Below are 26,636 nucleotides of genomic sequence, written 5' to 3'. Positions count from 1 at the left end.
TCTTCAAACCATGATGTAAACAAAAAGAGTCAACGAACTTAGCGTATTATTCTAAGGTATTGAAACTTAATAAAAAAGGCAATTATAAAGTGTGGAGATTCACACATTATAATTGCCTTTTAAGGTTATTTGAAAAAAGCCGATTAGGCTTATCTTATCCCACTTGACTACCTGGTTTCACCTCACCCATAGTTGTTGTTACAGAGAGTGAGCCATCGAAATTAACGGCAGAGAGTATCATTCCCTGACTCTCGATGCCCATCATCTTGCGAGGAGCAAAGTTAGCAACGAAGAGAACGTCCTTACCAGTGAGCTGCTCTGGCTCGTAGTAGGCTGCAATACCACTGAGAATGGTGCGCTCAACACCCGAACCATCGTCGATAGTGAACTGCAAGAGCTTCTTACTCTTCTTCACCTTCTCGCACTTGATGATATGTCCAACACGGATGTCGAGTTTCTCGAAGTCTTCGAAAGGAATATCCTTCTTGATTGGTTCAGCCTTGTAGGAAGCGGCTTCGTTAGCCTTCTTAGTCTCTTCCAACTTACGCAACTGAGCCTCGATAGCCTCATCCTCAATCTTCTCGAAGAGCAACTCAGGCTCTGCCAACTGCTTACCAGCTGGGAGAAGGTCGGTAGAACCAAGTTCACTCCAGTCATACTCCGTCATGTTAATCATCTCACGAAGTTTCTTACTGCTGAATGGCAAGAATGGTTCGAAGGCAATACTGAGGTTGGCAACGAGCTGAAGCGAGAAGTAGAGAATGGTCTCCACGCGCTTAGGGTCGGTCTTCCAAAGCTTCCAAGGCTCTGTCTCTGCTATGTATTTGTTACCGATGCGGGCGAGGTTCATAGCCTCTTTCTGTGCCTCACGGAACTTAAAGATATCGAGATAAGCCTCTACCTTTGCCTTAACATCCTTGAACTCTTGGATAGTCTGGCGGTCAACCTCTTCCAATTCACCACAAGCAGGAACCACACCATTCCAATACTTCTTGGTCAATTGCAGTGCACGGTTAACGAAGTTACCATATACAGCAACGAGTTCAGAGTTGTTACGCTCTTGGAAGTCTTTCCAAGTGAAGTTGTTATCTTTGGTTTCTGGTGCGTTAGCAGTCAGTACATAGCGTAGTACATCCTGCTTTCCTTCAAAGTCGCGGAGGTACTCGTGGAGCCATACTGCCCAGTTCTTACTTGTAGAAATCTTATCATCTTCAAGGTTAAGGAACTCGTTTGATGGTACGTTATCAGGCAAAATATAGTCGCCATGCGCCTTCAACATAGTTGGGAAGATAAGACAGTGGAACACGATGTTGTCCTTTCCAATGAAGTGAACAATACGTGTCTCTGGGTCTTGCCACCACTTCTGCCAGTTGCCGAAGTGCTCTGGATCCTTTTCGCAAAGCTCCTTTGTGTTTGAAATATAGCCGATAGGCGCATCAAACCATACGTAAAGCACCTTGCCCTCAGCTCCCTCTACTGGTACAGGAATACCCCAATCAAGGTCGCGGGTCATAGCACGTGGCTGGAGATCCATGTCTAACCAGCTCTTACACTGACCATAAACGTTTGGTCTCCACTCCTTATGATCCTCCAAAATCCACTGCTTCAGCCACTCTTGATAGTCATTCAAAGGCAGGTACCAGTTCTTAGTACGCTTGATGATAGGCTGTGAACCAGAGATGGTTGAGTGAGGATTCTTCAGTTCCATAGGGCTAAGGTCACTACCACACTTCTCGCATTGGTCGCCATAAGCATTTGGATTGCCACAGTGAGGACACTCACCCATGATATAACGGTCGGCAAGGAACTGGTGAGCTTCTTCATCATAGTACTGCTCACTCTCCTTCTCGACGAGCTTACCATCATCATATAGCTTACGGAAGAAGTCTGAAGCAAACTTGTGGTGAGTCTCACTTGTTGTGCGACTATAGATGTCGAAGGAGATACCAAACTCTTCAAAAGAGTCCTTTATCAACTTATGATAACGGTCACATACGTCCTGTGGGGTGATACCTTCCTTCTTAGCACGGATGGTGATAGGCACACCATGCTCGTCACTACCACCAATGAAAGCAACTTCACGCTTCTTCAATCGGAGATAACGAACGTAGATATCGGCAGGAACATATACACCAGCAAGGTGTCCTATATGTACACCTCCATTCGCATAAGGCAATGCTGCGGTAACAGTGGTGCGCTTAAATTTCTTTTCTTCCATATCTGTTTGATTATTTATTATCTACTGCAAAGTTACAGTAAATAAGAGAAACGACAAAAGAAATATAGATAAAAGCCTTAAGAGGGTTATGCAGTTATCATGATTTTGTTTACCTTTGCATCCGTTTTAAGATATAATAAGAATGACACGGGATAACAATTGTAGTAATTCTGTACGCCATAAACTAAGTTTAATGGGCGTTATTGTAACCTTAGGTATTGTTTTCGGAGATATAGGTACATCTCCTTTGTATGTGATGAAGGCTATTGTTAGGGCTGGAAACCCTGTTAATGCTGAATATATCATCGGTGCAGTGTCGTGTATTATATGGACATTAACCCTTCAAACGACTGTTAAGTATGTCTTAATTGCCCTTCGTGCGGATAATAAAGGAGAGGGTGGAATACTCGCTTTGTATGCTTTAATACGTCGACATAGTCGTAAATGGTTTTATTTCTTAGCGATAATTGGTGCCAGTACGCTGATAGCTGATGGTGTTATAACGCCTTCTATTACGGTTCTCTCTGCTATAGAAGGATTGAAGGTCTATGAACCAGAGACCCCAGTTGTGCCTATTGCCCTTTGTATTGTTACTGTTTTGTTCTTCATTCAGCAATTTGGAACGAATATGATTGGCAAGTTGTTTGGTCCTTTAATGCTCTTATGGTTTTCAATGTTGGGTGTGTTAGGAGCTATGCATATTGGTGATTATATTCCTATTCTGCAAGCTTTCAATCCCTTACATTCCATCCGCTTGCTGACGAGTAACCCAGAGTGGTTCTTAATCTTGGGTGCAGTGTTCCTCTGTACGACAGGTGCTGAGGCCTTATATTCCGACTTAGGACATTGTGGAATTAACAACATCCGAACGAGTTGGGCATTTGTTAAGATTATGCTTATCCTTAATTATCTTGGTCAAGGGGCTTGGATAATTGCACATGTTGATAATCTTACCTCTGGGTTGAATCCTTTTTATGCCATTATGCCCCACGGCATGCTCTTTTTCGGTATCGTTATGGCAACGATAGCAGCAATTATTGCAAGTCAAGCATTGATTAGTGGCTCGTTTACTATCTTCAGTGAAGCAATGAACTTAAAGTTTTGGCCACGTCAGAAGATTAAGTATCCGACCGATGTTAAGGGACAACTTTATATCCCATTTGTCAATATGTCGCTCTTTATCTTATGTGTGATTGTGATACTTTTCTTCCAGAGTTCGGAACGAATGGAGGCTGCTTACGGCTTGTCAATCACGATAACCATGCTCATGACTACCTTCCTCTTGAGTGCTTATCTTACTATTCGTCGAGTAAATCGTTGGCTAACACTTCTGTTCCTTATCGTCTTTGTCGGTTTGGAGAGTATCTTCTTCGTCGCAAACATGGCAAAGTTTATGAATGGAGGTTGGGTAACCATGCTTCTTGCCAGTGTGATGATAGCAATCATGTATGTGTGGTATAATGCCACAACCATTCGTAATTCGCAGATACAGATACGTGATGTTCGTGAATCGTTCAGTATTATTTCCGATATTAAGAACGATGAGTCAATCCCTAAGTATGCGACAAATATTGTCTATCTCACCAAACTTGGGGGTAAATACGACATCGAACAGAAGATTCTCTATTCAATTATTAACAAGCATCCAATGCGTGCTGATCATTATTTCTTGCTGCATATAGACTATCAAGACAGTCCTTCAACGCTGGAATATGACGTTACCACGCTCGTTCCCGATACTCTTTATCGTATCAATCTACGGTTAGGATTCCGCATCCACCCACTTGTCAATCGTTATTTTAGGCAGATAATCGAGGATATGGTGGCTAAGAATGAGTTCTCTCTTGCGTCATCTTATCCGTCATTAGCTAAGCATAATGTGATGGGAAACTTCGTATTTGTGCTTATTAATAGGATTTATTCAACCTTCGCTTCTTTCTCTTTTAAGGAGCGACTTATCATGGATGCCTATGAATGGATTGACCATTTGAAATTGAGTATGACACGTTCTTTAGGTCTGAATACGAGTAATGTCTTGATAGAGAACGTACCACTCACATTAAAGTCACATGCTAAAAAGGTAGGAAATAGTATTCCAAGGGTTGAAAGAATAGAGGAAAACGAGGGCTTCCATTAAACCCAAATTGTTAATAATATGAGATTAATCTACATATATGGTATGATTACCTCCAATAAGATTGTTTTATAAAGGCTCAACACCCAACAACCATCACCCAACACCGGTATAATTACCCCCCAATTAGATGGTTTTAGAACGGCGGATAAACTACATGATAAATGTAATTAGGTGCGATGTTTATCTGCCTTCTACAAACAATTTATTCCTATTAGCCTAATTAGGCTATTTGGTCCAATTGGGCTAATTAGGCTAATAACTTATTATTCTGTCATAATTTTTCACATAATAATTTTGAATACATGCTCTTTTGGCTCCTAAAAGATGCCCAATTGACTTGCAAAAGATGCTCTTTAAGCCCCTTACTAACGCCCTTTTGAAGTCCAATTAAGCACCTTTTACTTTGCTATTTTATAACTAATTGATTTGCTGTTGATTACAGACTCGCTTTTTATATGTGGTTTTGCCGTTATTTATTGATGTCTTATTTGAAATTATGTAATAATTTTTCAAACCCTTGTCTGCAGATTTTCGAAGTCTAAAAAGAAATGATTTTTAATGTCAGAGGATGATAAAAGGACAGATAGCTGACTGTATTAGCTATGTCTTTATTTAATGAGTAACTTCGATTTTTCTGCAAAAGCAATACGGAAGAACCGGAAAACGAAGAGTAGATAGCTTCGATACCTATAAAGGAGTATCAAAACTCATCCGCTCTTGGGTTATGGGATGGGTGAACTCAAGGTGAGCTGCGTGTAACCAAAGGCGTTCAGCTCGTTGTCCGTAGAGGTTATCGCCAATGATAGGAGTACCCAATCCGTCTGGATGAGCACAATGAACGCGCAGCTGGTGGGTACGACCTGTCAGCGGATAGAGTTCAATCTTCACTGCTTTCAATGTTTCTTTTCCGTATGTTGTCTTACCGATAAGACGATACTCTGTGATAGCTGGCTTCCCATTAGTCCTATCAACACGCTGTCGAGGACGGTCGTCTGGATCGAGAGAAAGTGGAAGTTCTATCCGTCCCTCTGCTGGTAACTGTTTTTCAAGGATAGAGAGAGGAAGTAAAGCAACATACTTCTTCTTGACAGTTCGCTCAATAAACTGTGCTTGCAAAGCCTTATGAACCTCAGAAGTACGTGCCACAACAAGCAAACCACTTGTTGCCATGTCTAATCGATGTACCATGAAGGCATCGCTCTTACCCTTCCATCGTTCGCTTAGAATACTGTAAACGGATGGTTGACAACCTTTTCCTGGAACAGAAAGCATGTCCGACGGTTTGACAACTACTGCAAGATAATCGTCTTCATAGAGTATTTTTAGCCCTTCAGAAGGCACAGTTTCTGTTTCATTATTTGTCCTATCGCACTCCTTATCGTCAACGTCTATCCCTTCCAACATCCACTCCAAGATAGGTTTACACTTTCCATTGCAAGCAGGATAGTAGTTTCCATGCTGTCTTATCTCGGTCTTTGGCGATGGTCCCCACCAAAACATTGCCATGCTAATAGGCTTATAACCATGAAGAAAGGCATATTGTAAGAGCTTTGGTTCACAGCATTCACCTGCGCCAGAAGGCGGAAGTAGTGAAGCTGCGAGACTCTCCTTGGCAGCACGTTCAGCAGTATTTACACTTGTTATATGGGCAGCCTTCGTACGTGCAGGACTGTTCTGCAGATAATAATCACGGAAGATATCGAGTAAGTTCTTACGTTCTTCGCATGCATTGAGTAGTGAGAACTGAGAGAAAAGCCAACGTTGTAGCCGGTCAGACTTCATTTTCCGCTCTCGCTTCCAAGCTGTTATCTGTTCTTGATAGGAGTCTATAATAGTCTGTGCAGCGGTAATCTGTTCAGCATAAGCCTTTTTCTTACGTTGCAATTCAGCTTTAAGAAACTGGCTCTGGCGTGTCATCTCGTTGCGTTCTGCTTCTGAAATAAAAGTCTCCTTACGTCGTTTGTCACGTAAGAACTTGGCACCTTGCATCACTTTCCGTGCTTCTTCGATAGCCTTTTCAGCCTCTTGCTGAATCTTTTTTAGGTTATCCAGTGCCTGTCGATAGGCTGTTGAGGCTTTTAGTTGGGCTATCTTTTGATTCAATTGGGTAATCTCTGCCTCATGAGTCTTGAAGTAACCATCGGGCTGAAGATAGTTGAAAACAGCTGGAACAAAGTCTTCTCCCTCATCAGCTATTTGTCCAGAGTAGGCTTGCAGATAACCAATCTCTCCGTTTCGCTCAACAATCAGAACGCCATACATCTTTCCTTCGATTGGTTCAATAGGGAGATCTGCCTGCAACTGCTTGACTGCTGCACGGCAAAGAGCGTCTGGTTCGTAATCGAAAGGATTATTAAACCGAGTGGATGGGGGCTGTTCTGATAGGATAGGATGGAACTTCATGGTGCAAAGGTAGGGAATAGTTGACGAGTAAACAAGTTTACGAGTGAACAAGTTGTTAGTTTTGGAGTTGACGAGTAGACAAGTTGACGAGTGGACAAGTTACTTGCTTTTGAGGAAATATGAAGATTGTTGGAGAAATGAAAAGCAACAATAAAAGGAAAAAACACGCTTTTCTCTTAGAAAAACATTACTTTTGTCGCTATGAAAAAATACTTACTTGTATTTCTGATGCTGATATGCTGTGGTTTATCTGTGAAGGCACAGCAACAGAACGAAGGTGGGAAGACCCGCCCAAAGGTGGGACTTGTGCTTGGTGGCGGTGGTGCGAAAGGTGCTGCAGCCATAGGAATACTAAAAGAGTTGGAGCGAGAAAAGATTCCTGTTGACTATATTGCTGGAACAAGTATAGGTGCGATTATTGGCGGATTATACGCGCAGGGCTATCGTGCAGATGACCTCGAAAAACTCTTCCGCTCGCAGAATTGGTTGGCACTTTTGGCAGATAGAGACACAACACTTGTTGGAAAGGTCTATAAAGAGGAAGATGGTGTAATCTTTCTCTTCGGCTTTCCTGTTCGTAAAAAGGCTGATGCTGATAAAAATACAGGGTTTTGGATGTTGCATGGTGACCATATCTATAATTTCCTTGACTCACTCATCAGTCGTTCTCCCGTACAACGTGGTACCGTCAAGCAGGCTATTCCCTTCTCGTGTGTAGCCTTTGACATCCGTCGTCAACAAGAAATAGTCCTTGATACTGGTTCTTTAGCGCGTAATATGCGTGCCAGTATGGCTATTCCTGGTGCGTTCAAACCAGTGCAGATAGACACGCTGATGCTGGTGGATGGTGGTATGGGTAATAATCTTCCAGTGGATGTTGTACGAAAGATGGGGGCAGATATCGTTATTGCCGTCGACCTTCAACAGCGCAAACGTGATGACTATCGTTCGCCCTTTGGCTTTCTGAAGGGACTGGGAGGTATCTTAGATTGGTTGGCAGAACGTCCTGATATAAAGAAATATAATGTCAATCGCACGAAAGCCGACCTCTATATTAATCCCGATTTAGGTTCTTATGGTGTCACCGACTTCAATGCAAAGGCGATAAAAGCTATCCTTAAAATAGGCGAGGATACTGGTATTCTGTATCGAAAGCAGTTAGGGACGTTCATGAAAGAGCATCAACGATGAATTATTTTCATGAAAATAACTTGCAACAATGCTGTTTTACAGTCTTCAAAACAGCGTTGTTAGATTTGATAATGCATAATTCTAAAAGGCTTAAAGCTATCCTTTTTTAGTCCCACAGCTATCTTGTATACGCTCATAAAACTGTTCGAGAATAATGAGCATATCATCTGGCAAGTAGCTGATTGCCTTTTCGATTATCCATTCTGGCACAGGAAAATAGGCTTCGGCAACCGAACCAGCGATGCACGCCTTCGTGTCTGTATCGCCATCACATAGTACAGCGAGGCGGATGGTCTCCTCGAAACTATTGGCATCCATGAAACAGCGCAGTGCCATCGGTACGGTTTCCTGACAGGTTCCATCAAAGTGTCCTTCAGAACCAATCTTCTTAATATACCGCATAGGTGGTAACTCGTAGCCAAAGAACTTCTCAACTTTGCGCTCGACATCCGACTTAGAAAAGCGCATCAAGCGTAGCCAACAGATAGCTTCAGCAATACATTGTGCGCCCTTAATGCCTTCGGGGTGGTTATGACTTACGATAGCACTCTTCTTAGCTTCCTCAATTACATCCTCCCACTCGTCGAATAGCCACCCAATAGGGCTGACACGCATGGCAGAACCATTACCAAATGAATCCGTGGGCTGGGGATTGTCGGAGTTAATCCATTGATAGAATCGCCTACCATATCCGCCCATCGGGTCTGGATAACGCTGACACCAATCGAGCAGACTCTCCTGATAGTCACGTTCATTCAGCACCGCATCGGCAATAGCGATGGTGCAAATCGTATCATCTGTGTAAGAACAATCAGATGTAAAAAGCTCAAATCCTTTCTGTGGAGCTGCTCCGAATTCGAAGCGTGAGCCAACAATATCTCCTATAATAGCACCAATCATAAAGTCTCTTCTTTAGTCTCTCTGTTGCTTGAGAGCGGATTGAAAAATACTATGGGGTATATATTTCCTTTAGGTTGTTAGTAGTAAATCTATATAAAAATGATAATCAGACTCTTCTCTCTTACAAGGGAGAGGATAAGAAGTGATATTTAGTACTCCGACCGGGAATCGAACCCGGATCAAAGGTTTAGGAAACCTACGTTCTATCCATTGAACTATCAGAGCGAGTTTTTAGGTTTTGCTTTGCTTCTAACAAGCGAATAGGTAATAACTCTTGTTTGCAAAGATAGAAAAAAAAAGTTATATATATGTTGAAACGACAGTTTTTTTACCTTTTTACTGTTGTTACAGCATGTGATTTGCTGCTAAAAAAGAGTTCTTCTGTTAAATGTATAGATTGGAAATAGAATAAGGGCTCATACTCTAACATGGTGTGATTACTCCCAAATAGATGGTCTTACAAAAGCGAATAGAATATAAGATTAAATGCTAATTGATATGATGTCTATTCGTCTTCTACAAACAATTCATTCTCATATTACTGGGATTTGTAAACTATTTTCGTGCGACTCAAAACCTATACATGCTCTTTTGGCTTCTAAAAGACGCCTAATTGAATTGCTAAAGGTGCCCTTTAAGACGCTTACTAACGCCCTTTTGAAGTCCAATTAAGCACCTTTTTTGTACTACTTTATAACTGATTGATTTCCTGTTGGTTACAAATCTGCTTTTTATAGGTGTTTTTGTTGTTATTTATAGAGGGCTTGTTGGTGTTTTTGTAATGTTTTTTCAAACCCTCTTTTACATTTTTTCGAGCTATTAAAATGAAAACGTTTTTAGTATCTTTTCCCTAAGAAAAAGGCTGTATCAAGTGGCATTGTTTGCCAGTTGATACAGCCAGTCTTATTGTTATAAAAGTAGGATTCTCCTTGCTTTTATGCTCCGTGGAAGAGATACTCCTGCTGAATGTCTTGTGTCATCAGTGTAAAGAGCTTCTCTTGTAGACGATCGGCAAGGTCGAGTGCACTGTTAAGAATCTTATCAGAGAACGCCTGTAACAAGTCTTGTGCATGGAGAGGTTGCGTCTTGTAGATGCGTAGATATTCTTCTTCCATCTCACGTTGACGCTGGTCGGTTTCAGCTTCAAACTTTGCATACGCCTCTTTGATGGTAGGAGCATACTTGTTATAGTTGGTCATACCCAATACCATTATCTTGCGGAACTTCCAATAAGCTGAGTCAGCACTTGACTCACCATTCCCCTTTGTGTAAGCCTCTGGATAGGAAGTGATACCCTGATAGAGTGGGAGGAACACACCGAGGTCTGCCATACCCATAGCAACATAATTCACACAACCGATAGCCTGTGGCAGTTCTGGACGTACCTGCAGGAGGTGGGTCTGTGTGGTACGGAAGATAGAAACAGGACGGTAAGGTTCCTTTGGATTACTATTGAGATATGGGTCGTGCTCCGTATTATCGTAGTGGAAGCGGAATGCGGTGCGAAGTTCGGTCAGTGTGACCTTATGAGCAGCCTTAGTTAAGACAGGGAAGGTGTTCTTTGTTACGTCATTCTTGATTTCTGGAGAGAAGAACTGCTGCAATCCCCATACACGTGGGTAGTTATAGGTGGTGTCGAGTTTGATATCACGTGCGTAAGCCTCATGGAAATCAAAGGCACCCTGTGCTGGATTGTAAAGTCCATGCTTCTCAGCAAACTCAATTAAGTCGGCTGATGTGAGGTAATTCTCTTTATCATTAGGGTCGTATGTACGGAAACGGCTCTGGTTACCAGTTACGAAATACTGATCTTTTGGCATACGGCAAGCCAACCAACGATGGCCGCAAGCTGTCTCCAAGTACCATATTTCCTTGCTATCTACAAAGCCAATGCCGAAACCTTCAGCAATACCATATTTCTCGATGAGCATACCCAATCGCTCAACACCTTCGCGGGCGGTACGGACGTAAGGTAGGGTAATGTTGAAGACAGAGTTCTCTGCCACACCATTCTCGACCAATGGGTCATGTTTCAACACCTCGTCACTACTGAAGATACTCTCCGTAGCACTCATTCCCACACCTGCTGTGTTGAAACCAGCACTGCCCCAATGACCGTGAAGATTATACGGAGAAAGGGCAGAATAGCCCAAAGCCTTCTCTGGGAGTTCGCAACGGAAAGGGCTATCCTTTGCAACGAACTCACGTGGACCATTGTCTGTACCCTCAAATATCTCGTAGTTCTTAGCTTCCATAGCGTCCCAGTCCTCTGAACGCGCTACTATCATAGAACCATCAGCTGTCTGTTCTTGACCAATGATGATGGTTGTACACTCTGAAGGGAGTTTGTGCTCAATTTGCACTTTGTTTGTTTTCATAAGCTTAAGAGTCTTAGTTCTTATTGTTAATTATTGATGACAAAAATAGTAAATATTCGTGGAAGTGGCGTAAGAAGTTAGGATAAAAAAGGTAAATAAGTGGGGTTATGGTGCAAAATACCCATATATAGTTAATACTATTGTGTCTTTTATAGCGTTCGAGGTTGGAATATAGAGGGAAAAGTGTTATTTTTGCAGCGTGTGATATATGATAATAATGTTTGCTGAAAGGTGTTAAACATGTGATTATGAAGAAAGTTAAGTTTCTTGTCTTTTTGTTGAGTCTTTGTATGATACTTCTTTCTTGTACCGATAAGAAGCCCGTTAGTCAGGCGCAGGAGTCGTCTGTACAACAGGAAGATAGTGTGCCTGTAAAGAAGGTTGATAGTGTTAAGGTTGCGAAGAAGACACCACTAACATATAAGATTCTGGTTCCTTTTGCTTATCGTTTTTGTAACCCCGATACATTGATAAATAAGAATTGGGTTGAACTATATAAGGATGGGAAAGATTATTATGTAGGAAAGGCGTGTTATAGTATTCAGAAAAAGGAAGATGCATGTGTGGGAGGAATGACACCTCACTTGTCGGGGAAACGAAATACAATCTTATTCGTCAATCAGTTGCCTATCAATCTGGGGAAGGTAAAGACTGCTGATGTAGAGATTTCTGATACTACTTTTCTTGCGCCGGGCACTACAAGTAGCTTTACTTTTGCAGGAAAACATTATAAGTTAGAGGCAAAGGCACAAGGTGAGGATGTCTATAAGAACTATACCCTGTTACTGAATGGAGAGCGAATCTGCAGAGAAGCGGAGGTGGATGGGGCTTATTTCCGTCTTCTGTTTGCTGGCGATTTGGATGGAGATGGAAAGTTAGACCTTGTTCTTTCTTTGCCATTGCATTATGAAAACCTCAGAGTTGTCTTGTTCTTATCTTCTTGTGCGCCCCCAGGTTTACAAATAGGAAAAGCTGCTGAGATTGTTGATGACTTCAGTTGTTAAGCCCTTTCTGTTTTTTATTCGTTGTAGAATGGATATTAGATAAAAAGTATTATATTTGTAAAGTGTTTGAAACAGAGATAAAAAGATATGATGAATTGGTAGCAGAGTATCAAGAAAAGATAGTGCTGCCAATGGGGAAGAAGGCGTTTAGAGAGTATTCTGAAATCCTTTTTTCCTGCCATAGCTGTGGTATAGAGGGGTCTTCTTTCTCGGTGGATGATACACGTTGTCTGTTTGAAGAGCAGTTAGGCTATCATCCAGTTGGCAAGTCTTTGCTGGAATGTCAGGAGATGGCAGACCACTTTGCAGCATATGAATGGATGCATAATCATTTAGATCACCCTTTTGATGTCGAACTATTGAAGACTATCAATAGGTTGGTAACACTTCGTACGCTCACTTATAAGCAGGCAGATGCCGTACCTGGGGAGTTTACAACGGTGGATATGGCGGCTGGTGATACGGTTTTTGGCGAACATGAGGGATTGGTGGCACAGGTACCACGACTGATGTCTTCAACAGCTGATATGATGAAACGTGGAGAACTTCACCCTATGATTCTTTCTGCTCGGTTCCATGGTTTCTTTGAATACCTACATCCTTTCCGTGATGGGAATGGGAGAACAGGCAGGTTGTTATCCAACTTCATCTTGCTACGTCATGATTATCCAGAATTGATTATACAGAAAGAAGATCGTCAGGAGTATATCGCTGCTTTGCGAACCATACGAATGGAAGGGACGAATGAACATCTAATTGCGTTCTTCTTTAAGGCTGCTACAAAGCAAATGGAAAATGCTTTGGCACAGAAGAAGCAGAATAGTCGTACAATGTTCTTTTTTTAGTGACCTACTTTCTTTTATACTTAGTGCGTAAACTGTGCTTTTATTTATATATAATATCGTTTTAATTATTTACAAGCAACTTGTTAACTCGTCTACTCGTTAACTTGTCAACTATAAAAAGATATGCTTCAGGAAAGTCCAATACAACTCTTACAACGTCAGCGTTTGCTGCTTCAAATGGAGTATTATGCCGAGAAAGAAGCCTTTAGAAAGCAGACTGAGACTGCTGGTATGCAGCGGAAAGTGAAGCGAGGTGACGCTTGGTTCCCATTAAGAGTGGGTAAACGGTTTTATAATGGACTCAACCAACTGTGCATTGAGGTATTTCGTACACAGGATGGGGATATTGAACATAACTTTGAATGTGGTCGTCCGCTCCTTTTCTTTAAGTTTATTGCGAAAGAGGAAGGCTCTCCTAATAAGGCTGTTCAGCTGAAATACTATGGCTTTACAGGTACGGTATCGTATGTAGAAGGCGACAGAATGGTTGTTGCTGTCCCCGATTCCGCACCCTTGTTAGACCTACAATCAGCTTCAGAACAGGTTGGTTGCCAGTTAGGTTTTGATGAAATGAGTTATCAAATGATGTTCGATGCGTTAGACCGTACCATGAAAGCAAAGGGAAATAGGCTGGCTTATCTTCGCGACTTGTTCTATTCACGACAAAAGGCAGAGAGGTTCTCCTTTGCTCCTATTCGATTACCTTGGCTGAATCCAACGCAAGAAAAGGCTGTCAACGAGGTGTTATGGGCAAAGGATGTGGCGGTAGTTCATGGTCCACCGGGAACAGGTAAGACAACAACATTGGTCGAAGCAATCAACGAAACACTGATGCGAGAGAGTCAGGTAATGGTCTGTGCGCAGAGTAATATGGCTGTTGACTGGATTTGTGAGAAGCTTGTTGACCGTGGTATCAATGTTCTTCGCATTGGTAATCCTACCCGAGTGAATGATAAGATGCTGGGGTTTACATACGAACGAAAGTTTGAAGCGCATCCTGATTACCCTCAGTTGTGGTCGATTCGGAAGGCTATTCGTGAACTGAGAAACAACAGAAAGAAAGGTTCTGAAAGCTATCATCAGAAGATGGATAGGCTGAAAAGCCGTGCCACAGAGCTTGAGATACGTATCAATGCAGCGTTATTCGGCGAGGCACGTGTCGTTGCTTCCACCCTCGTTGGTGCAAACAGTAGGATAATGGAAGGTCAGAATTTTACGACTTTATTCATCGATGAGGCTGCACAAGCCCTTGAAGCAGCCTGCTGGATAGCCATTCGTAGAGCGTCAAGAGTCATCTTTGCGGGTGATCATTGTCAACTTCCACCGACTGTGAAAAGCATTGCTGCCCTGCGTGGAGGCTTAGGAAAGACCCTGATGGAACGTATCGTAGAGAATAAACCAGAGGTTGTAACGCTGTTGAAGGTGCAGTATCGAATGAACGAAGAGATTATGCGCTTCTCATCCGATTGGTTCTATGGTGGACAGGTGGAGACCGCTCCGCAGATTAAATATCGTGGCATCCTCGATTATGACAATCCAATGGTATGGATTGATACGTCCGATGAGGCTGTCGTAGCATCGTATGATTTGACGGAAAGTGAGGCTAATTCTGCTCCTTCCCAGTTGGATAATGACAAGGAAAACGCCTTTCATGAGCAGTTTGTTGGTTCTTCTTTTGGGCGTATAAATAAAGGAGAAGCAGAGCTAACACTCAAGACTTTAGTCGATTACTTTACTAAGATAGGGAAGCAGCGTGTGTTAGATGAGCGGATAGATGTGGGCGTTATCTCTCCTTATCGTGCTCAAGTGCAGTATCTTCGTAGCCTGATAAAGAAGCGAGCATTCTTCAAGCCCTATCGAAGTCTTATCAGTGTGAACACCGTTGATGGCTTCCAAGGACAAGAACGCGACGTGATACTCATTTCTCTTGTGCGTTCCAATGATGATGGTCAGATAGGTTTTTTACGTGATTTACGTCGTATGAACGTTGCCATAACACGTGCCAGAATGAAGTTGATTATCCTTGGTAATGTCCAAACAATGACCAAACATGAATTTTACAAGAAGCTGTGGAAAAGTCTTTCACAGTCCTGAAAGTATCTATTCTATTAGCCCAATTGGCCTTATTAGGCTAATTGGGCTAATTCTTTATAAGCTCAATTCTAAAATATTTTTTGTTTAATTACACACTGAAAAGTGGATTTATATCAATTTTTTATTTACTTTTGTGTCATAAAAGGAAATCTACTATGTTACAACGAGATTATTTTATTCGCTTGATAGAGGAATTCAATGCTGCAATTTCGCGCTTTCTAACAAAGAAAGATGATGAGTTGAAGCGAGATAAGGACTTGAAAGACCTTTACAGACAGTATGTTGGAGAGTATGATGATTTACGTAATCTCTCCGTTGATGAGCTGTTGACATATGCCAAGGAGCAGTGGAAAGAGGAAGAACGGATAGACAAAATCAATATGGTTGCAGAGTTACTTTATGCCGAAGGAAGCTATAAGGGGCAACCTTTGCGCCAAATACTGTTGGAAAAAGCATACGCTTTATTTGATTATGTGGAGGCGAATGACTCTACATTCTCTATCGACCGACGTCAAAAGATGGAGGCTATGCGACAAGAGTTAGACAACAAGCTCTCTCAAATAGATTGATGTTTGAGAGGGTAGAAACGAAGGAGAATTATTTAATATCATAATAATATCAAGCTAAACCTAAATCACATCATTATGCTTGAGAAGAACATTAGAGAACAGATTATCGAGTTGATACACCAGCAGGTAGTACCTGCTGTGGGTTGTACAGAGCCAATGGCTGTGGCATTGTGTACTGCACGTGCTACAGAGTTGTTAGGTCAGAGACCAGAACATATTAGCGTGTTGCTCTCTGCTAATATTCTGAAGAATGCGATGGGAGTCGGTATTCCTGGAACGGGAATGATCGGTCTGCCTATTGCCATTGCCATCGGTGCTTTGGTGGGTAAGTCAGAATATCAGTTGGAGGTTATCAAGGACCTCACACCTGATACATTGGAAGTTGGCAAGACATTTATCAGTGAGAATCGAATTGATGTCAAACTGAAGGACGGTATCACCGAGAAACTATATATAGAAATTACTTGTGAGGCTGAGGGACATCGTGCGACAGCCATTATCATTGGCACTCATACGAATATTGTCTTTGAAGAGAAGGACGGTACTGTTCTGCTCGATAAGATGCAACCCAGCACAGCTGCTGTCGAAAAAGCACCCCTTTGTCTGAACCTCAATACGGTATGGGAGTTTGCTACAACCACTCCTGTCGATGAGATTGAGTTTATTCTTGAGGCAAAACGTTATAATCTTCGTGCTGCAGCTGAGGCTTTGAAGGGAAATTATGGACATTGTTTGGGTAAGATAATGGACCGTCCTTTGAGTCGCGGAATCTTTGGTAATAGTATCTTCTCGCACGTTATTGCGAAGACCGCTTCAGCCTGTGATGCCCGTATGGGTGGTGCTTTGATACCAGTGATGAGTAATAGTGGTTCTGGAAATCAGGGCATCTGTGCAACCAATCCTGTTGCAGTCTTTGCGAAGGAGAATGAGAATACACGTGAAGAACTTATCCGAGCACTCACCTTGAGTCATCTAACCGCTATCTATATCAAGCAGAGTCTTGGTGCACTCTCTGCCCTTTGCGGTTGTGTAGTAGCAAGTATTGGTTCCAGTTGTGGTATTACTTATCTGATGGGAGGCAATTATATCAATGTTTGTCATTCAGTAAAGAACATGATAGCCAACCTTACGGGTATGATTTGTGATGGTGCGAAGCCAAGTTGTTCACTGAAGATCTCATCGGGAGTGTCAACTGCTATCCTTTCTGCAACGCTTTCCATGGAGGGAAAGCACGTAACGTCTGCAGAGGGAATCATTGATGAAGATGTTGATAAGTCTATCCGTAACCTAACAAGTATAGGTAAGGAAGCGATGTGTATTACCGATGATATGGTATTAAATATTATGACACACAAGTGCAATTAAAAAGACTATTGCACTTCCAACTCAGTCTTATTGTCGAATTATTTTCATGAAAAGAAATATTTTTTGTCGTGAAAATAAATATTTATCTTCATGAAAAGAATTTCTTTTTTTCATGAAGATAAATTGTTTTTAGCCGTTTTGTTGTATCGAATGGATGTCATTTCATCCTACGCTCGCTCGTAGGTTACAATCGTGTTAACATACTTCTCTACCTTTATAACACGTAGGTTATCTGGAAGTTTTGGCGCTTCGATACCTTTGTTAACCGTGAAAGGAGCCGATTCTATGCGTATCTCGTCCCATAGTCCTGCATCCAAAAAACTCTGTAAAGTCTTTGCACCACCTTCCACGATGAGACTTTGCTGCTTTTCAGCATAGAGATGCGACAGCACTTCAGCCGGTGTTGCGTATTCTCCAGCTTTTGTCGGTTGACTTGTCAGCACCAACTTCTCTGGATTTGGACCGCTCCATTCCCTTACCGTCAGCTGTGGTTGTTCTAATTCTTCCGTTGTTTTCCCAACGAGAATCGCATCATTCTCCGCCCTCATCTTATGTACTAACATCTTTGTAAAGGGAGTAGAGATAATCAATGGCTGATAATCTTTACCCGGCAAGTTGCCAATGTAAGCCACAGAAGGTTTATAGTTACAATATATTCTATTGTTTCTATTCTCAATAGTTATATTGGCAATGACTTTTTCTGAGTTATTAGGGGAATCTCGGTGATTACTCCCCTCCCTTTGGGGGAGGGGTAAGGGGGAGGGGCTACTCGCTTCTGCCCACTTCAATATCACATAAGGTCGTTTATGTGTATTATAAGTAATAAACCGTTTATTCAGTTCTAAACACTCTTTCTCCAATACACCCACGGTCACTTCTATCCCAGCTTCGCGAATCTTCTTTACTCCACGTCCTTGCACTTCGGCAAAAGGATCGATGCAACCACAGACGACACGGCGCACACCCTTACTGATAATCAAGTCGGCACAAGGAGGTGTTTTCCCATAATGAGAGCAAGGCTCAAGACTGACATACACCGTTGCTTCACGTAGCAAAGCCTCGTCCTCTTTACTTACAGATGCAAAAGCGTTCACCTCTGCGTGTCCTTTGCCACAGCGTACGTGGTAACCCTCACCGATAATCCTACCCTCCTTGCTCACAATAACCGCACCAACCATTGGGTTAGGCTTGGCAAGCAGTTGTCCATTACGAGCTAATTGGAGGCAACGACGCATGTATTTTTCGTCAGTTTCTTCTTGTTTCATTTCATTAAAATTCCTATCTTTGCAGCTATGACATACCAAGATTTATGGCACAGACTCACTCCCTTGTATGATGATGGTGAGGCACAAGCTATCGTTCGGCTTGTGTTAGAGGTGCAGTTTGGCATTACGCTGACCGATATTTATATGGGCAAAGTTAATGAATTATCACGAGAAGCGGAGGAGGAATTAGAGAAAATCATCCTTCGTTTGGAGCGTTCGGAACCTGTACAATATGTTTTAGGACGTGAAACCTTTTGTGGGCGCACATTTCATGTGGCTCCGGGTGTATTGATTCCACGCCCAGAGACTGAGGTGCTGTGCCGTTGGATAGAGGAGGATTACAACCGACCTTATTGTGCCTTGCAACCTCCTATGCCTCTACAGGTATTGGATGTTGGAACAGGTAGTGGCTGTATTGCTGTTACGTTGGCTGCCGACCTACGCAACTCGGCGGTTACAGCGTGGGATATATCGGGTGATGCACTACTTGTCGCACGTGAGAATGTACACCAATGGCAGGTTCGTGTTGAACTAAAGATGGAGGATGTACTTCATCCTTCAGCATCAGCTATGCAGCAGAAGTTTGATGTTATTGTGAGTAATCCACCTTATATCTGCGACAAAGAACGAACAGAGATGGAGGGAAATGTACTTGCATATGAGCCGGAAACAGCCCTTTTTGTTCCTGATGATGACCCACTACGCTTCTATCGGGCAATCGCTGAGTATGGTGTGCAGGCTCTGTCGGCTGATGGGGTACTTTATTTTGAGACCAATCCATTGTATATTAATGACGTGAAGGAGATGTTAAACACGTTAGGTTATAAGCAGATAGAACTGCGAGAAGACCAGTTTGGTAAGCTCCGTTTCACTAAAGCCATCCGACCATGATACAGAAACGACCCATCTTAGAGCCACAAGCCCTGAAGAAACTTGCCGATTTATGTGCGAAAGGCGAACATTGTTCTGGCGAGATGTTAGAGAAGATGCGCAAATGGGGACTGGCAGAAGATGCGCAAGCACGTATTATGGAGAAGTTGATAACGCTGCATTACGTTGATGACAGTCGTTATACTGAGTCTTTTGTGCATGATAAAATCCGCTATAACAAGTGGGGTAGACGAAAGATTGAGCAGGCGTTGTGGATGAAGAAGGTCGATAGTGCTATCTCTTCGCCTATCCTTGATGCTATTGAAGATGAAGAATATCTTGAGGTTTTGCGCCCATTGTTGGCGAGTAAGTATCGCACTATTAAGGCAGAGAGCGATTATGAGCGTTCCATGAAGCTGATAAAGTTTGCCATGGGACGTGGTTTTACGATGGATTTAATCCGCAGATGTATAGATGAAGGGGTCGTTGCTGTGGATGATGATGTAGACTTCGTAGACGATGACACAGACGATTAGTTTATTGGCTCGCCTGATAGACACCCTTGCTCCTCGTTCATGTACGATTTGCGGTGGGCGTCTGACCGTTACGGAGGAGGTAATGTGTGCTTGTTGTAATCATTGTCTCCCTCGCACGGGCTATTCTAAGTCGAGTTATGACAATAAACTTGTGCGCCTCTTTTGGGGTAGGATTCCCATAGAGAAGGGTACAGCCTTCTTCTTTTATAAAGCCCATTCTGACACCAGTCGTTTGCTTTACCAACTTAAGTATGGCAGTCATCCTGAGATAGGTGAGCGTCTTGGACGTATTGTTGCTGCAGAGTTTGCACAAGATGGTTTCTTTGATGGAATCACAGCCGTAGTTCCTGTGCCACTTGCTCGCCAGCGTGAGCGAGAAAGAGGGTATAATCAAAGTGTGGAGATAGTGCGTGGTATCAGTGCAGAAACAGGTTTACCCATCTTAGATAAGGTCTTAGAACGTATCAGTTTTCATGGCAGTCAGACACAAAAAGGACGTTGGGAACGAAATGAAAACGTAGAGAAAGCCTTTCACCTCTTCGATGCTTCCCCCTTAAACAATCAACACATCTTACTTGTTGATGACGTAATCACGTCAGGTGCCACACTCGTTGCAGCCGCCAAAGAGCTTCTTAAAGGCACGAATGTCAAGATAAGTGTCCTCTCACTTGGCTTTGCGAATAATGATTAAGCTGTCTCATTATTCCTTGTATTATTATTGTTAGTCTATAAATAGGAGTCATCTTCGTAAGTAATTAGTAGTTAACAGTATCTGTTTTGGTGGCAGATACGGATAATTTTCTCCCTTTTCTATTGTTGTGTTGATGCTCCGCACATGTTGTGTTGATGGTCCGCACCATTGGTGCGGAGGCTTAACACCAATGCAATTTGTCGTCGGAAAAGTTGCGTTAGATGATTGTTAGGAAGGGTTACACTACTCAAAGCAAATAAAACCACTCTTTTATTTGATAGGAGTATCATCTGTTCTTGTTATCTTCTTTTATAGTCTTTTTATCCTTTAATCTCAGAAAAAATGTGTAAGTTTGCAGTTAGTATATAACCATAAACTATCAAGATGGAAGATTTAAAGAAAGTCTTTGCAGGCAAACTGCTCGGAATTAAAGCTATTAAGTTGCAACCTAACGACCCATTTACATGGGCAAGTGGTTGGAAGTCACCATTCTATTGTGATAACCGCAAGACGTTATCGTTCCACGATGTACGTTCGTTTGTGAAGCTCGAGTTAGTTCATGCTATCCTTGAGAACTTCCCTGAGGCTACGGCTGTGGCTGGTGTTGCTACGGGTGCTATCGCACAAGGTATGCTCGTTGCTGATGAGTTGGCATTGCCATACGCATACGTTCGTCCGAAACCAAAGGACCATGGTATGAAGAATCAGATTGAAGGCGAACTCCCTGCAGGTTCTAAGGTTGTTGTTGTAGAAGACCTTATCTCAACTGGTGGCTCTTCTTTGAAGGCTGTTGCCGCACTTCGTGAGGCTGGTTTTGAGGTTGTGGGTATGGTTGCATCTTATACCTATGGTTTCCCAGTTGCTGAGGAGGCATTCCGTGAGGCTAATGTAAAACTTGTTACACTCACCGATTATGAGCATGTTGTAGAGAAAGCGCTTGAGACTGGTTATATCAAGGAGTCTGAGGTTTCTATGTTGCATGATTGGCGCAAGGACCCAGCAAACTGGAGAAAGTAATCTCTAATCATTCCGCTGGAAGTAAAGACCTTTCTTTCTTAGGGATTGATTGAATATAATTTTATGTAGAGGGCGCATTCTTCGTGCGTCCCTACATGTGGTTATAGTCTTCTGTTCCAAGCAGTTCGGCTTTCTTCCAGTTCTTCTCTCTTAAACTCCCCCAATAAAGATTATCAATGACAAAGTTTGAAAGTAGCGTAAAGCAGATTCCTCATTCTCAGCAGAGTGTATACAACACGCTGAGCGACTTGAATAATGTACAGCGTCTGAAGGAGCGTCTCCCAGAAGGTTCTACAGGTAATGATGAGATGGATAAGGTGAAAGAAAGATTGCAGAATCTCACCTTTGATCAGGACTCCTTGTCTGTGAATGTCGACCCTGTTGGTCAGATTTCTATGCGTATTATTGAGCGTGAAGAGCCTAAGACGATTAAGTTTGAGAGTGATAACTCACCCTTATCATTCAATTTCTGGATTCAGATACTGCCTGTAACAGAGTCTTCTTCAAAGATGAAACTCACGATAGATGCTGATATTCCTTTCTTTGCAAAGGGTATGGTGTCAAAGCCTTTACAGGAAGGTATTGAGAAGATTGCCGATGCGTTGGCAATGATTCCATTCGAATAAGACGTTTATCTCCTTCCTAAGGGAGGAGGACTTGATGGGTTGTAAAGATAAAGAAGTAAGGTATGAAGAAAGTAGTTCAGTCTGTTTTGTTAATGCTTGTAGTACTATTGTCATCTTGTGGTGATGTAGTTGACTATGAGTATAGTAGTCATCGTAACTTCTTTACCTTTCACAACGAGACACATCAAGACCCAATCCTTGCCTCAGCGATGAATCCGTTGTCGCCGGGTGTGTATTGTACGATAAGAACTAACGTTGTTAGTGGTCGTTATTGTTTCTTTTTTGAGAACAATCAAGGACTGAAATCAAGTGCACCTGTGTGGTTTGATGGGATTGATCTTAGGTTGGAGAGTTGGAAACATGTGGGCTTGAACAATGGACTTATTGTGGGTTATGGCAACTTGGACAACCCTTCTCCTTTCTATGCTTACGACTTGCAATGTCCTAATTGCTTCAATACGAATACACTTCCTTTGCGTTCTTACGAGTTGAAGATAAGTAGTGATGGCTTTGGTACTTGTAGTAACTGTCATCGTAAGTATAACCTTAACACTGGCGGAAACATTGTTTCGGGTGATAGTGGTAAGAAACTGATACGCTATCGTGCAAGCAGTACGGACCCATATGGTGTTTTGGGCGTAAATTAAGGTAATTAGCCTGATTGGATTAGTTGGTTCAATAGGCGTAATAAGACTAATAAATAAAAAAACTTGCAAAACCTTTGCCAGTTCGAAGATTTAGCCTTATCTTTGCAAACGGTTTGCCGCAATGGTGGAATTGGTAGACACGAGGGACTTAAAATCCCTTGGCCAGTAATGGCTGTGCGGGTTCGAGTCCCGCTCGCGGCACTTCTTCTTAAATCCTATGCGCATGAAGCGAATAGCATACATACTTTTGTTCTCCCTGCTGTTAGTTTCTTGTGGTACCCGTAGCGGTTACTTCAAGATGGAAGGACGCTTCTTGCATATGAACCAAGGCGAGCTTTATGTGTATAGTCCCGATGGTGGTATTGCGGGTTTGGATACCATCAAGATTGAGGCGGGACGCTTTTCTTATGAGAAGCCTTGTAGTAAACCTTCTACATTAATTATTATCTTCCCTAATTATTCCACACAGCCTATCTTTGCCGAGTCAGGTGAAGCGGTTGAGGTGAAAGCGGATGCTTCCCACTTGAAAGAGATGGAAGTAGAGGGTACGAAGGATAATGAACTCATGACTAAGTTCCGTAAGCAGATAGCCAGTGTTTCTCCTCCAGAGGAGTTGAAGTATGCAATCGCATTTATCAAGGACCATCCAGAGTCTGCTGTGAGTGTGTATCTACTCAATCGTTATCTTGTTCAAACAGAGTCTCCTGACTATAAGCAGGCTGTAAAACTTTTACCTTTATTGATAAAAGAACAGCCCGATAATGCCACTTTGGGTCGTCTACAACGACATCTATCCGAGTTGGGCTCTCTGCCTATCGGTAGTAGGTTGCCTAAGTTTTCAGCTAAAGATGTCAATGGAAAGACTATTAATAATGCGTCGTTTCAAGGAAAGGATGTTGTCATTATCAATGCTTGGGCGGCTTGGAGTTACGAGAGCCTTGATGTCCAACGTGCGCTAAATGATGCAGTGAAAGCAGGAAAGATAGCTGCTTTGGGCATTTGTGTAGATGCCAATCCTAAGGAGGTAAAGCAGACTTTAGAGCGTGATGGGATTGAGTTTTCCAATGTTTGTGATGGAAAACTACTGAATACACCACTACTCAAAACCTTTGGTCTTAATACTATACCAGATAATATCGTCATTCGCAATGGGAAAGTTGTTGAAAGAAACATCACTGCTAACACCATCCGTCAGCGTTATGGCGCCGAATAAAAACTAATAGTGTGCTTGTAAAAACATTCTGTGCAGCTGTTAACGGAATGGAAGTCACCACCGTGACAGTCGAAGTTAGTATCACACGGGGCGTGTTGTTCCATCTTACCGGTCTTGCAGACGGAGCGGTAAAGGAAAGCCATGACCGTATAGCTGCAGCACTTCTTAATACTGGTTACAAGTTTCCTGTAGCCGATATCACCGCCAACCTTGCTCCAGCCGACCTCAAAAAGGTAGGCTCCAGTTTTGATCTCCCATTGGCAATAGCCATCTTATCTGCCAATGAGAAGATGAGTTGTGACCGTTTGCGAGAGTTTATGCTTGTGGGAGAATTGAGCCTTGACGGTACTTTACAGCCTGTTAAAGGCATACTACCCATAGCTATCAAGGCACGTGCCGAGAAGTTTAAAGGTATCATTGTGCCGAAAGCTAATGAGCACGAAGCGGCTGTGGTAGACACGTTAGAGGTCTATGGAATGGATAATATCTTGCAAGTAATTGACTTTCTCAATGGTACATCGAATCCAGAACCTTGTTTTGTAGATACACGGAAAGAGTTTTACGAGCATCAATATGCTTTCGATCTCGACTTTGCTGATGTCCGTGGACAAGAGAATGTGAAGCGAGCATTAGAGGTTGCAGCGGCTGGTGGACATAATCTTATCATGGTTGGACCACCTGGAAGTGGAAAGAGTATGATGGCAAAGCGCCTTCCTTCTATCCTCCCTCCTTTGTCTCTTTCAGAGAGTTTAGAAACAACTCAGATTCACTCGATAGCTGGTAAGTTACGTCGTGACACAGGACTGATTACGCAACGTCCTTTCCGTAGCCCTCACCATACTATCTCTGAGGTTGCACTCGTGGGTGGTGGAGCCAATCCAATGCCGGGTGAAATAACCCTTGCACATAATGGAGTGTTATTCTGCGATGAGTTACCTGAGTTTAATAAACACACTTTAGAGGTACTTCGACAGCCTTTAGAGGATCGTCATATAACGATTTCACGTGCCAAATATACAGTTACTTATCCTTGTAGTTTCATGTTTGTAGCAAGTATGAATCCCTGTCCGTGTGGCTATTTTGCTGACCCTACGCATCATTGTGTTTGTACTCCGGGGCAGATTCAGAAGTATCTTGCTAAGATTTCAGGTCCATTAATGGACAGAATCGACATTCAGTGTGAGATTGCACCTCTCCCCTTCAAAGATATATCACAAGCAACACCGGGCGAGCCGAGTGCTGCTATTCGTGAACGTGTTATCCGTGCACGTGCTATTCAGACCGATCGCTTTAGCAGTTATCGTAATATTCATTGTAATGCGCAGATGTCTGAGCGTATGATTCATGAGTTTGCCGAGCCCGATGAAGCCTCTATTAAGTTACTCCGTGATGCTATGGAGCGTTTGAAACTGTCTGCTCGCGCCTATAACAGGATCCTAAAAGTAGCGCGTTCGATAGCCGACTTGGAAGAGTCTGAGGCTGTACAAGTACAGCATATCGCCGAGGCAATAGGGTATAGAAACTTAGATAGAAGCGACTGGGCTGAGAGATGAGAGCGCTCTCAGCCTTATAAAGATAAGGAAAACTAAGAAAACTATGACCCCTAAGATTACTCGAGATTCTAAGACAACTATATAAAGAAGAAATACAATAACACCCAAAGACTTAACAAATATAAAAAAACAAATTCAAAAAGACTATGAGAAAGTTGTTTGCTTTCATGTTGTTACTGCTACCGTTAGCAGTATCAGCACAGACGGATAAGACATTTATGTCTGTAAATTGGGATAAAATAAAGGCAGAAGTGAATGCTAATCCACAGCATGTTCAGCAGTTAGTTGATATTCTTATCAATGTTGACGCTGATACCACATTGACTGCTGAGGACAAAATCTTGGCTGTTTATGGACGAACTTACCTTAATAATGGTAGAGATATGTTCATGGAACTTGATATGTCGAAGGCAAGGAATGAAGGTAAGTTTGATGTTGCTGCTACGCTTGCGGATAAGGTTCTTGCCAGCAATCCGCTTAATACGAATGCTATTGTGTCTAAGATTTATCATTTCAGAAAACTTTCAACCACCGAACCCGATAAATCATGGATGTTGAGCGATAGCCTTAAGGTCTATTCTGTTCGTTTATCACGCATTCTCGATACAATCTTCATGACCGGTGATGGTAGTAAGGAACACCCTTTCTCCGTGACATCAGTGGGTGATGAATATAATCTTGTTTACTTCTTCTTTGGAATTCCTAAGGTGAATAGTCAGATGGTGGTCGGTAGTTGTGACCGTCTTGTTTTGGGCGAAACGAATGAGAATTACACTTCTTCTGATATTTACTTTGATGTAAAACGAGTCTTTGAAATCGAGAGGTCTATGTTTGAATCGCAAGGAGGGAAGGGGAAGTAAATATATAAAAAGCCTCTGTAAATCTTTCGTATTTTCTTTATTGAAATATCACAATAGTTATACCCCTTCCCATTTGGGAAGGGGCTTTTTGTTGGTTTAGCTCTACTTTTGTAATTATTTTTCACACCTTCGATTTTAAAAGATGCTCTTTTTGCTTCGAAAAGACGCCCAATTGACTTGCAAAAGATGCCCTTTTGAGGTCCAACTAACGCCCTTTTGAAGTCCAATTAAGCACCTTTTGAATTGTGGTTTTG

General features: G+C 42.4%; 21 protein-coding genes and 2 tRNA genes. 17 read left to right on the top strand and 6 right to left on the bottom strand.

The window, feature by feature from the left end:
* Positions 1-154 precede the first annotated feature (154 nt).
* A complete protein-coding gene (metG, locus tag FIU21_RS11180) occupies positions 155-2,218 on the bottom strand; it encodes a methionine--tRNA ligase (RefSeq protein WP_004361002.1) in 2,064 nt (687 codons plus the stop codon).
* Between the two features lie 142 nt (positions 2,219-2,360).
* On the opposite strand from metG, the gene FIU21_RS11175 reads away from it, so the two are divergent.
* Positions 2,361-4,355 (top strand): KUP/HAK/KT family potassium transporter, encoded by a 1,995-nt coding sequence (locus FIU21_RS11175; RefSeq protein WP_004361000.1) that lies wholly within the window; start codon positions 2,361-2,363, stop codon positions 4,353-4,355.
* Between the two features lie 687 nt (positions 4,356-5,042).
* On the opposite strand, the gene FIU21_RS11170 is transcribed toward FIU21_RS11175, so the two are convergent.
* A complete protein-coding gene (locus FIU21_RS11170) occupies positions 5,043-6,758 on the bottom strand; it encodes an RluA family pseudouridine synthase (RefSeq protein WP_004360998.1) in 1,716 nt (571 codons plus the stop codon).
* Between the two features lie 201 nt (positions 6,759-6,959).
* On the opposite strand from FIU21_RS11170, the gene FIU21_RS11165 reads away from it, so the two are divergent.
* A complete protein-coding gene (locus FIU21_RS11165) occupies positions 6,960-7,949 on the top strand; it encodes a patatin-like phospholipase family protein (RefSeq protein WP_004360996.1) in 990 nt (329 codons plus the stop codon).
* A gap of 96 nt (positions 7,950-8,045) precedes the next feature.
* Here the strand turns inward: FIU21_RS11165 and FIU21_RS11160 are convergent, their stop codons facing one another.
* The 3 genes from FIU21_RS11160 to FIU21_RS11150 form a co-directional block, all read right to left on the bottom strand.
* On the bottom strand, positions 8,046-8,849 hold the full coding sequence (locus FIU21_RS11160; RefSeq protein ID WP_004360994.1) for an ADP-ribosylglycohydrolase family protein: 804 nt from the start codon (positions 8,847-8,849) through the stop codon (positions 8,046-8,048).
* A gap of 153 nt (positions 8,850-9,002) precedes the next feature.
* Positions 9,003-9,074, bottom strand: a tRNA-Arg gene (locus tag FIU21_RS11155).
* Positions 9,075-9,784: 710 nt separating this feature from the next.
* The gene (locus FIU21_RS11150) at positions 9,785-11,227 is read right to left on the bottom strand and encodes a C69 family dipeptidase (protein ID WP_004360993.1); all 1,443 of its coding nucleotides are present in this window, start codon (positions 11,225-11,227) and stop codon (positions 9,785-9,787) included.
* 248 nt (positions 11,228-11,475) lie between these two features.
* Here FIU21_RS11150 and FIU21_RS11145 point away from each other — a divergent pair, with 248 nt between their 5' ends.
* The 5 genes from FIU21_RS11145 (at position 11,476) to FIU21_RS11125 (ending at position 17,104) form a co-directional block, all read left to right on the top strand.
* The gene (locus tag FIU21_RS11145) at positions 11,476-12,231 is read left to right on the top strand and encodes a hypothetical protein (protein ID WP_004360992.1); all 756 of its coding nucleotides are present in this window, start codon (positions 11,476-11,478) and stop codon (positions 12,229-12,231) included.
* Positions 12,232-12,326: 95 nt separating this feature from the next.
* Positions 12,327-13,076, top strand: coding sequence for a Fic family protein (locus tag FIU21_RS11140; RefSeq protein ID WP_172891395.1), 750 nt, complete (start codon positions 12,327-12,329; stop codon positions 13,074-13,076).
* Between the two features lie 123 nt (positions 13,077-13,199).
* Entirely contained in the window at positions 13,200-15,170 is a 1,971-nt protein-coding gene (locus FIU21_RS11135) for an AAA domain-containing protein (RefSeq protein ID WP_036886704.1), read from the top strand.
* Positions 15,171-15,325: 155 nt separating this feature from the next.
* On the top strand, positions 15,326-15,739 hold the full coding sequence (locus FIU21_RS11130) for a hypothetical protein (RefSeq protein ID WP_004360989.1): 414 nt from the start codon (positions 15,326-15,328) through the stop codon (positions 15,737-15,739).
* A gap of 75 nt (positions 15,740-15,814) precedes the next feature.
* The gene (locus FIU21_RS11125) at positions 15,815-17,104 is read left to right on the top strand and encodes an L-cysteine desulfidase family protein (RefSeq protein WP_004360988.1); all 1,290 of its coding nucleotides are present in this window, start codon (positions 15,815-15,817) and stop codon (positions 17,102-17,104) included.
* Between the two features lie 167 nt (positions 17,105-17,271).
* Here FIU21_RS11125 and ribD read toward each other — a convergent pair whose 3' ends face one another.
* A complete protein-coding gene (gene ribD, locus FIU21_RS11120; protein ID WP_004360987.1) occupies positions 17,272-18,369 on the bottom strand; it encodes a bifunctional diaminohydroxyphosphoribosylaminopyrimidine deaminase/5-amino-6-(5-phosphoribosylamino)uracil reductase RibD in 1,098 nt (365 codons plus the stop codon).
* 27 nt (positions 18,370-18,396) lie between these two features.
* On the opposite strand from ribD, the gene prmC reads away from it, so the two are divergent.
* From prmC to FIU21_RS11070, 10 genes are all read left to right on the top strand, one after another.
* A complete protein-coding gene (gene prmC, locus FIU21_RS11115) occupies positions 18,397-19,260 on the top strand; it encodes a peptide chain release factor N(5)-glutamine methyltransferase (protein WP_036886702.1) in 864 nt (287 codons plus the stop codon).
* Positions 19,257-19,775 carry a regulatory protein RecX gene (locus FIU21_RS11110; RefSeq protein ID WP_004360985.1) on the top strand — a complete coding sequence of 173 codons (519 nt, stop codon included), beginning with the start codon at positions 19,257-19,259 and terminating at the stop codon, positions 19,773-19,775. Before prmC ends, FIU21_RS11110 begins: the two co-directional genes overlap by 4 nt.
* Positions 19,759-20,466, top strand: coding sequence for a ComF family protein (locus FIU21_RS11105; RefSeq protein ID WP_004360984.1), 708 nt, complete (start codon positions 19,759-19,761; stop codon positions 20,464-20,466). Before FIU21_RS11110 ends, FIU21_RS11105 begins: the two co-directional genes overlap by 17 nt.
* Positions 20,467-20,850: 384 nt before the next feature.
* A complete protein-coding gene (pyrE, locus tag FIU21_RS11100; RefSeq protein ID WP_004360983.1) occupies positions 20,851-21,483 on the top strand; it encodes an orotate phosphoribosyltransferase in 633 nt (210 codons plus the stop codon).
* Positions 21,484-21,659: 176 nt separating this feature from the next.
* Positions 21,660-22,109, top strand: coding sequence for an SRPBCC family protein (locus FIU21_RS11095; protein WP_172891394.1), 450 nt, complete (start codon positions 21,660-21,662; stop codon positions 22,107-22,109).
* Between the two features lie 62 nt (positions 22,110-22,171).
* On the top strand, positions 22,172-22,756 hold the full coding sequence (locus FIU21_RS11090; RefSeq protein ID WP_004360981.1) for a hypothetical protein: 585 nt from the start codon (positions 22,172-22,174) through the stop codon (positions 22,754-22,756).
* Between the two features lie 115 nt (positions 22,757-22,871).
* Positions 22,872-22,957: transfer RNA gene (locus tag FIU21_RS11085), tRNA-Leu, on the top strand.
* A gap of 16 nt (positions 22,958-22,973) precedes the next feature.
* Positions 22,974-23,969, top strand: a complete 996-nt coding sequence (locus tag FIU21_RS11080) for a TlpA disulfide reductase family protein (protein ID WP_036886700.1) — start codon at positions 22,974-22,976, stop codon at positions 23,967-23,969.
* Between the two features lie 11 nt (positions 23,970-23,980).
* Complete coding sequence (locus FIU21_RS11075) at positions 23,981-25,522, top strand: YifB family Mg chelatase-like AAA ATPase (protein ID WP_004360979.1); 1,542 nt, start codon at positions 23,981-23,983, stop codon at positions 25,520-25,522.
* 146 nt (positions 25,523-25,668) lie between these two features.
* Complete coding sequence (locus tag FIU21_RS11070) at positions 25,669-26,382, top strand: DUF4919 domain-containing protein (RefSeq protein ID WP_004360978.1); 714 nt, start codon at positions 25,669-25,671, stop codon at positions 26,380-26,382.
* The last annotated feature ends 254 nt before the right edge of the window (positions 26,383-26,636 follow it).

The organism is Prevotella melaninogenica (assembly GCF_013267595.1).
GTDB classification, from domain to species: domain Bacteria; phylum Bacteroidota; class Bacteroidia; order Bacteroidales; family Bacteroidaceae; genus Prevotella; species Prevotella melaninogenica_D.
Note: the sequence above shows the minus strand (reverse complement) of the source record. Positions and strands in the feature narration are given on the sequence as shown.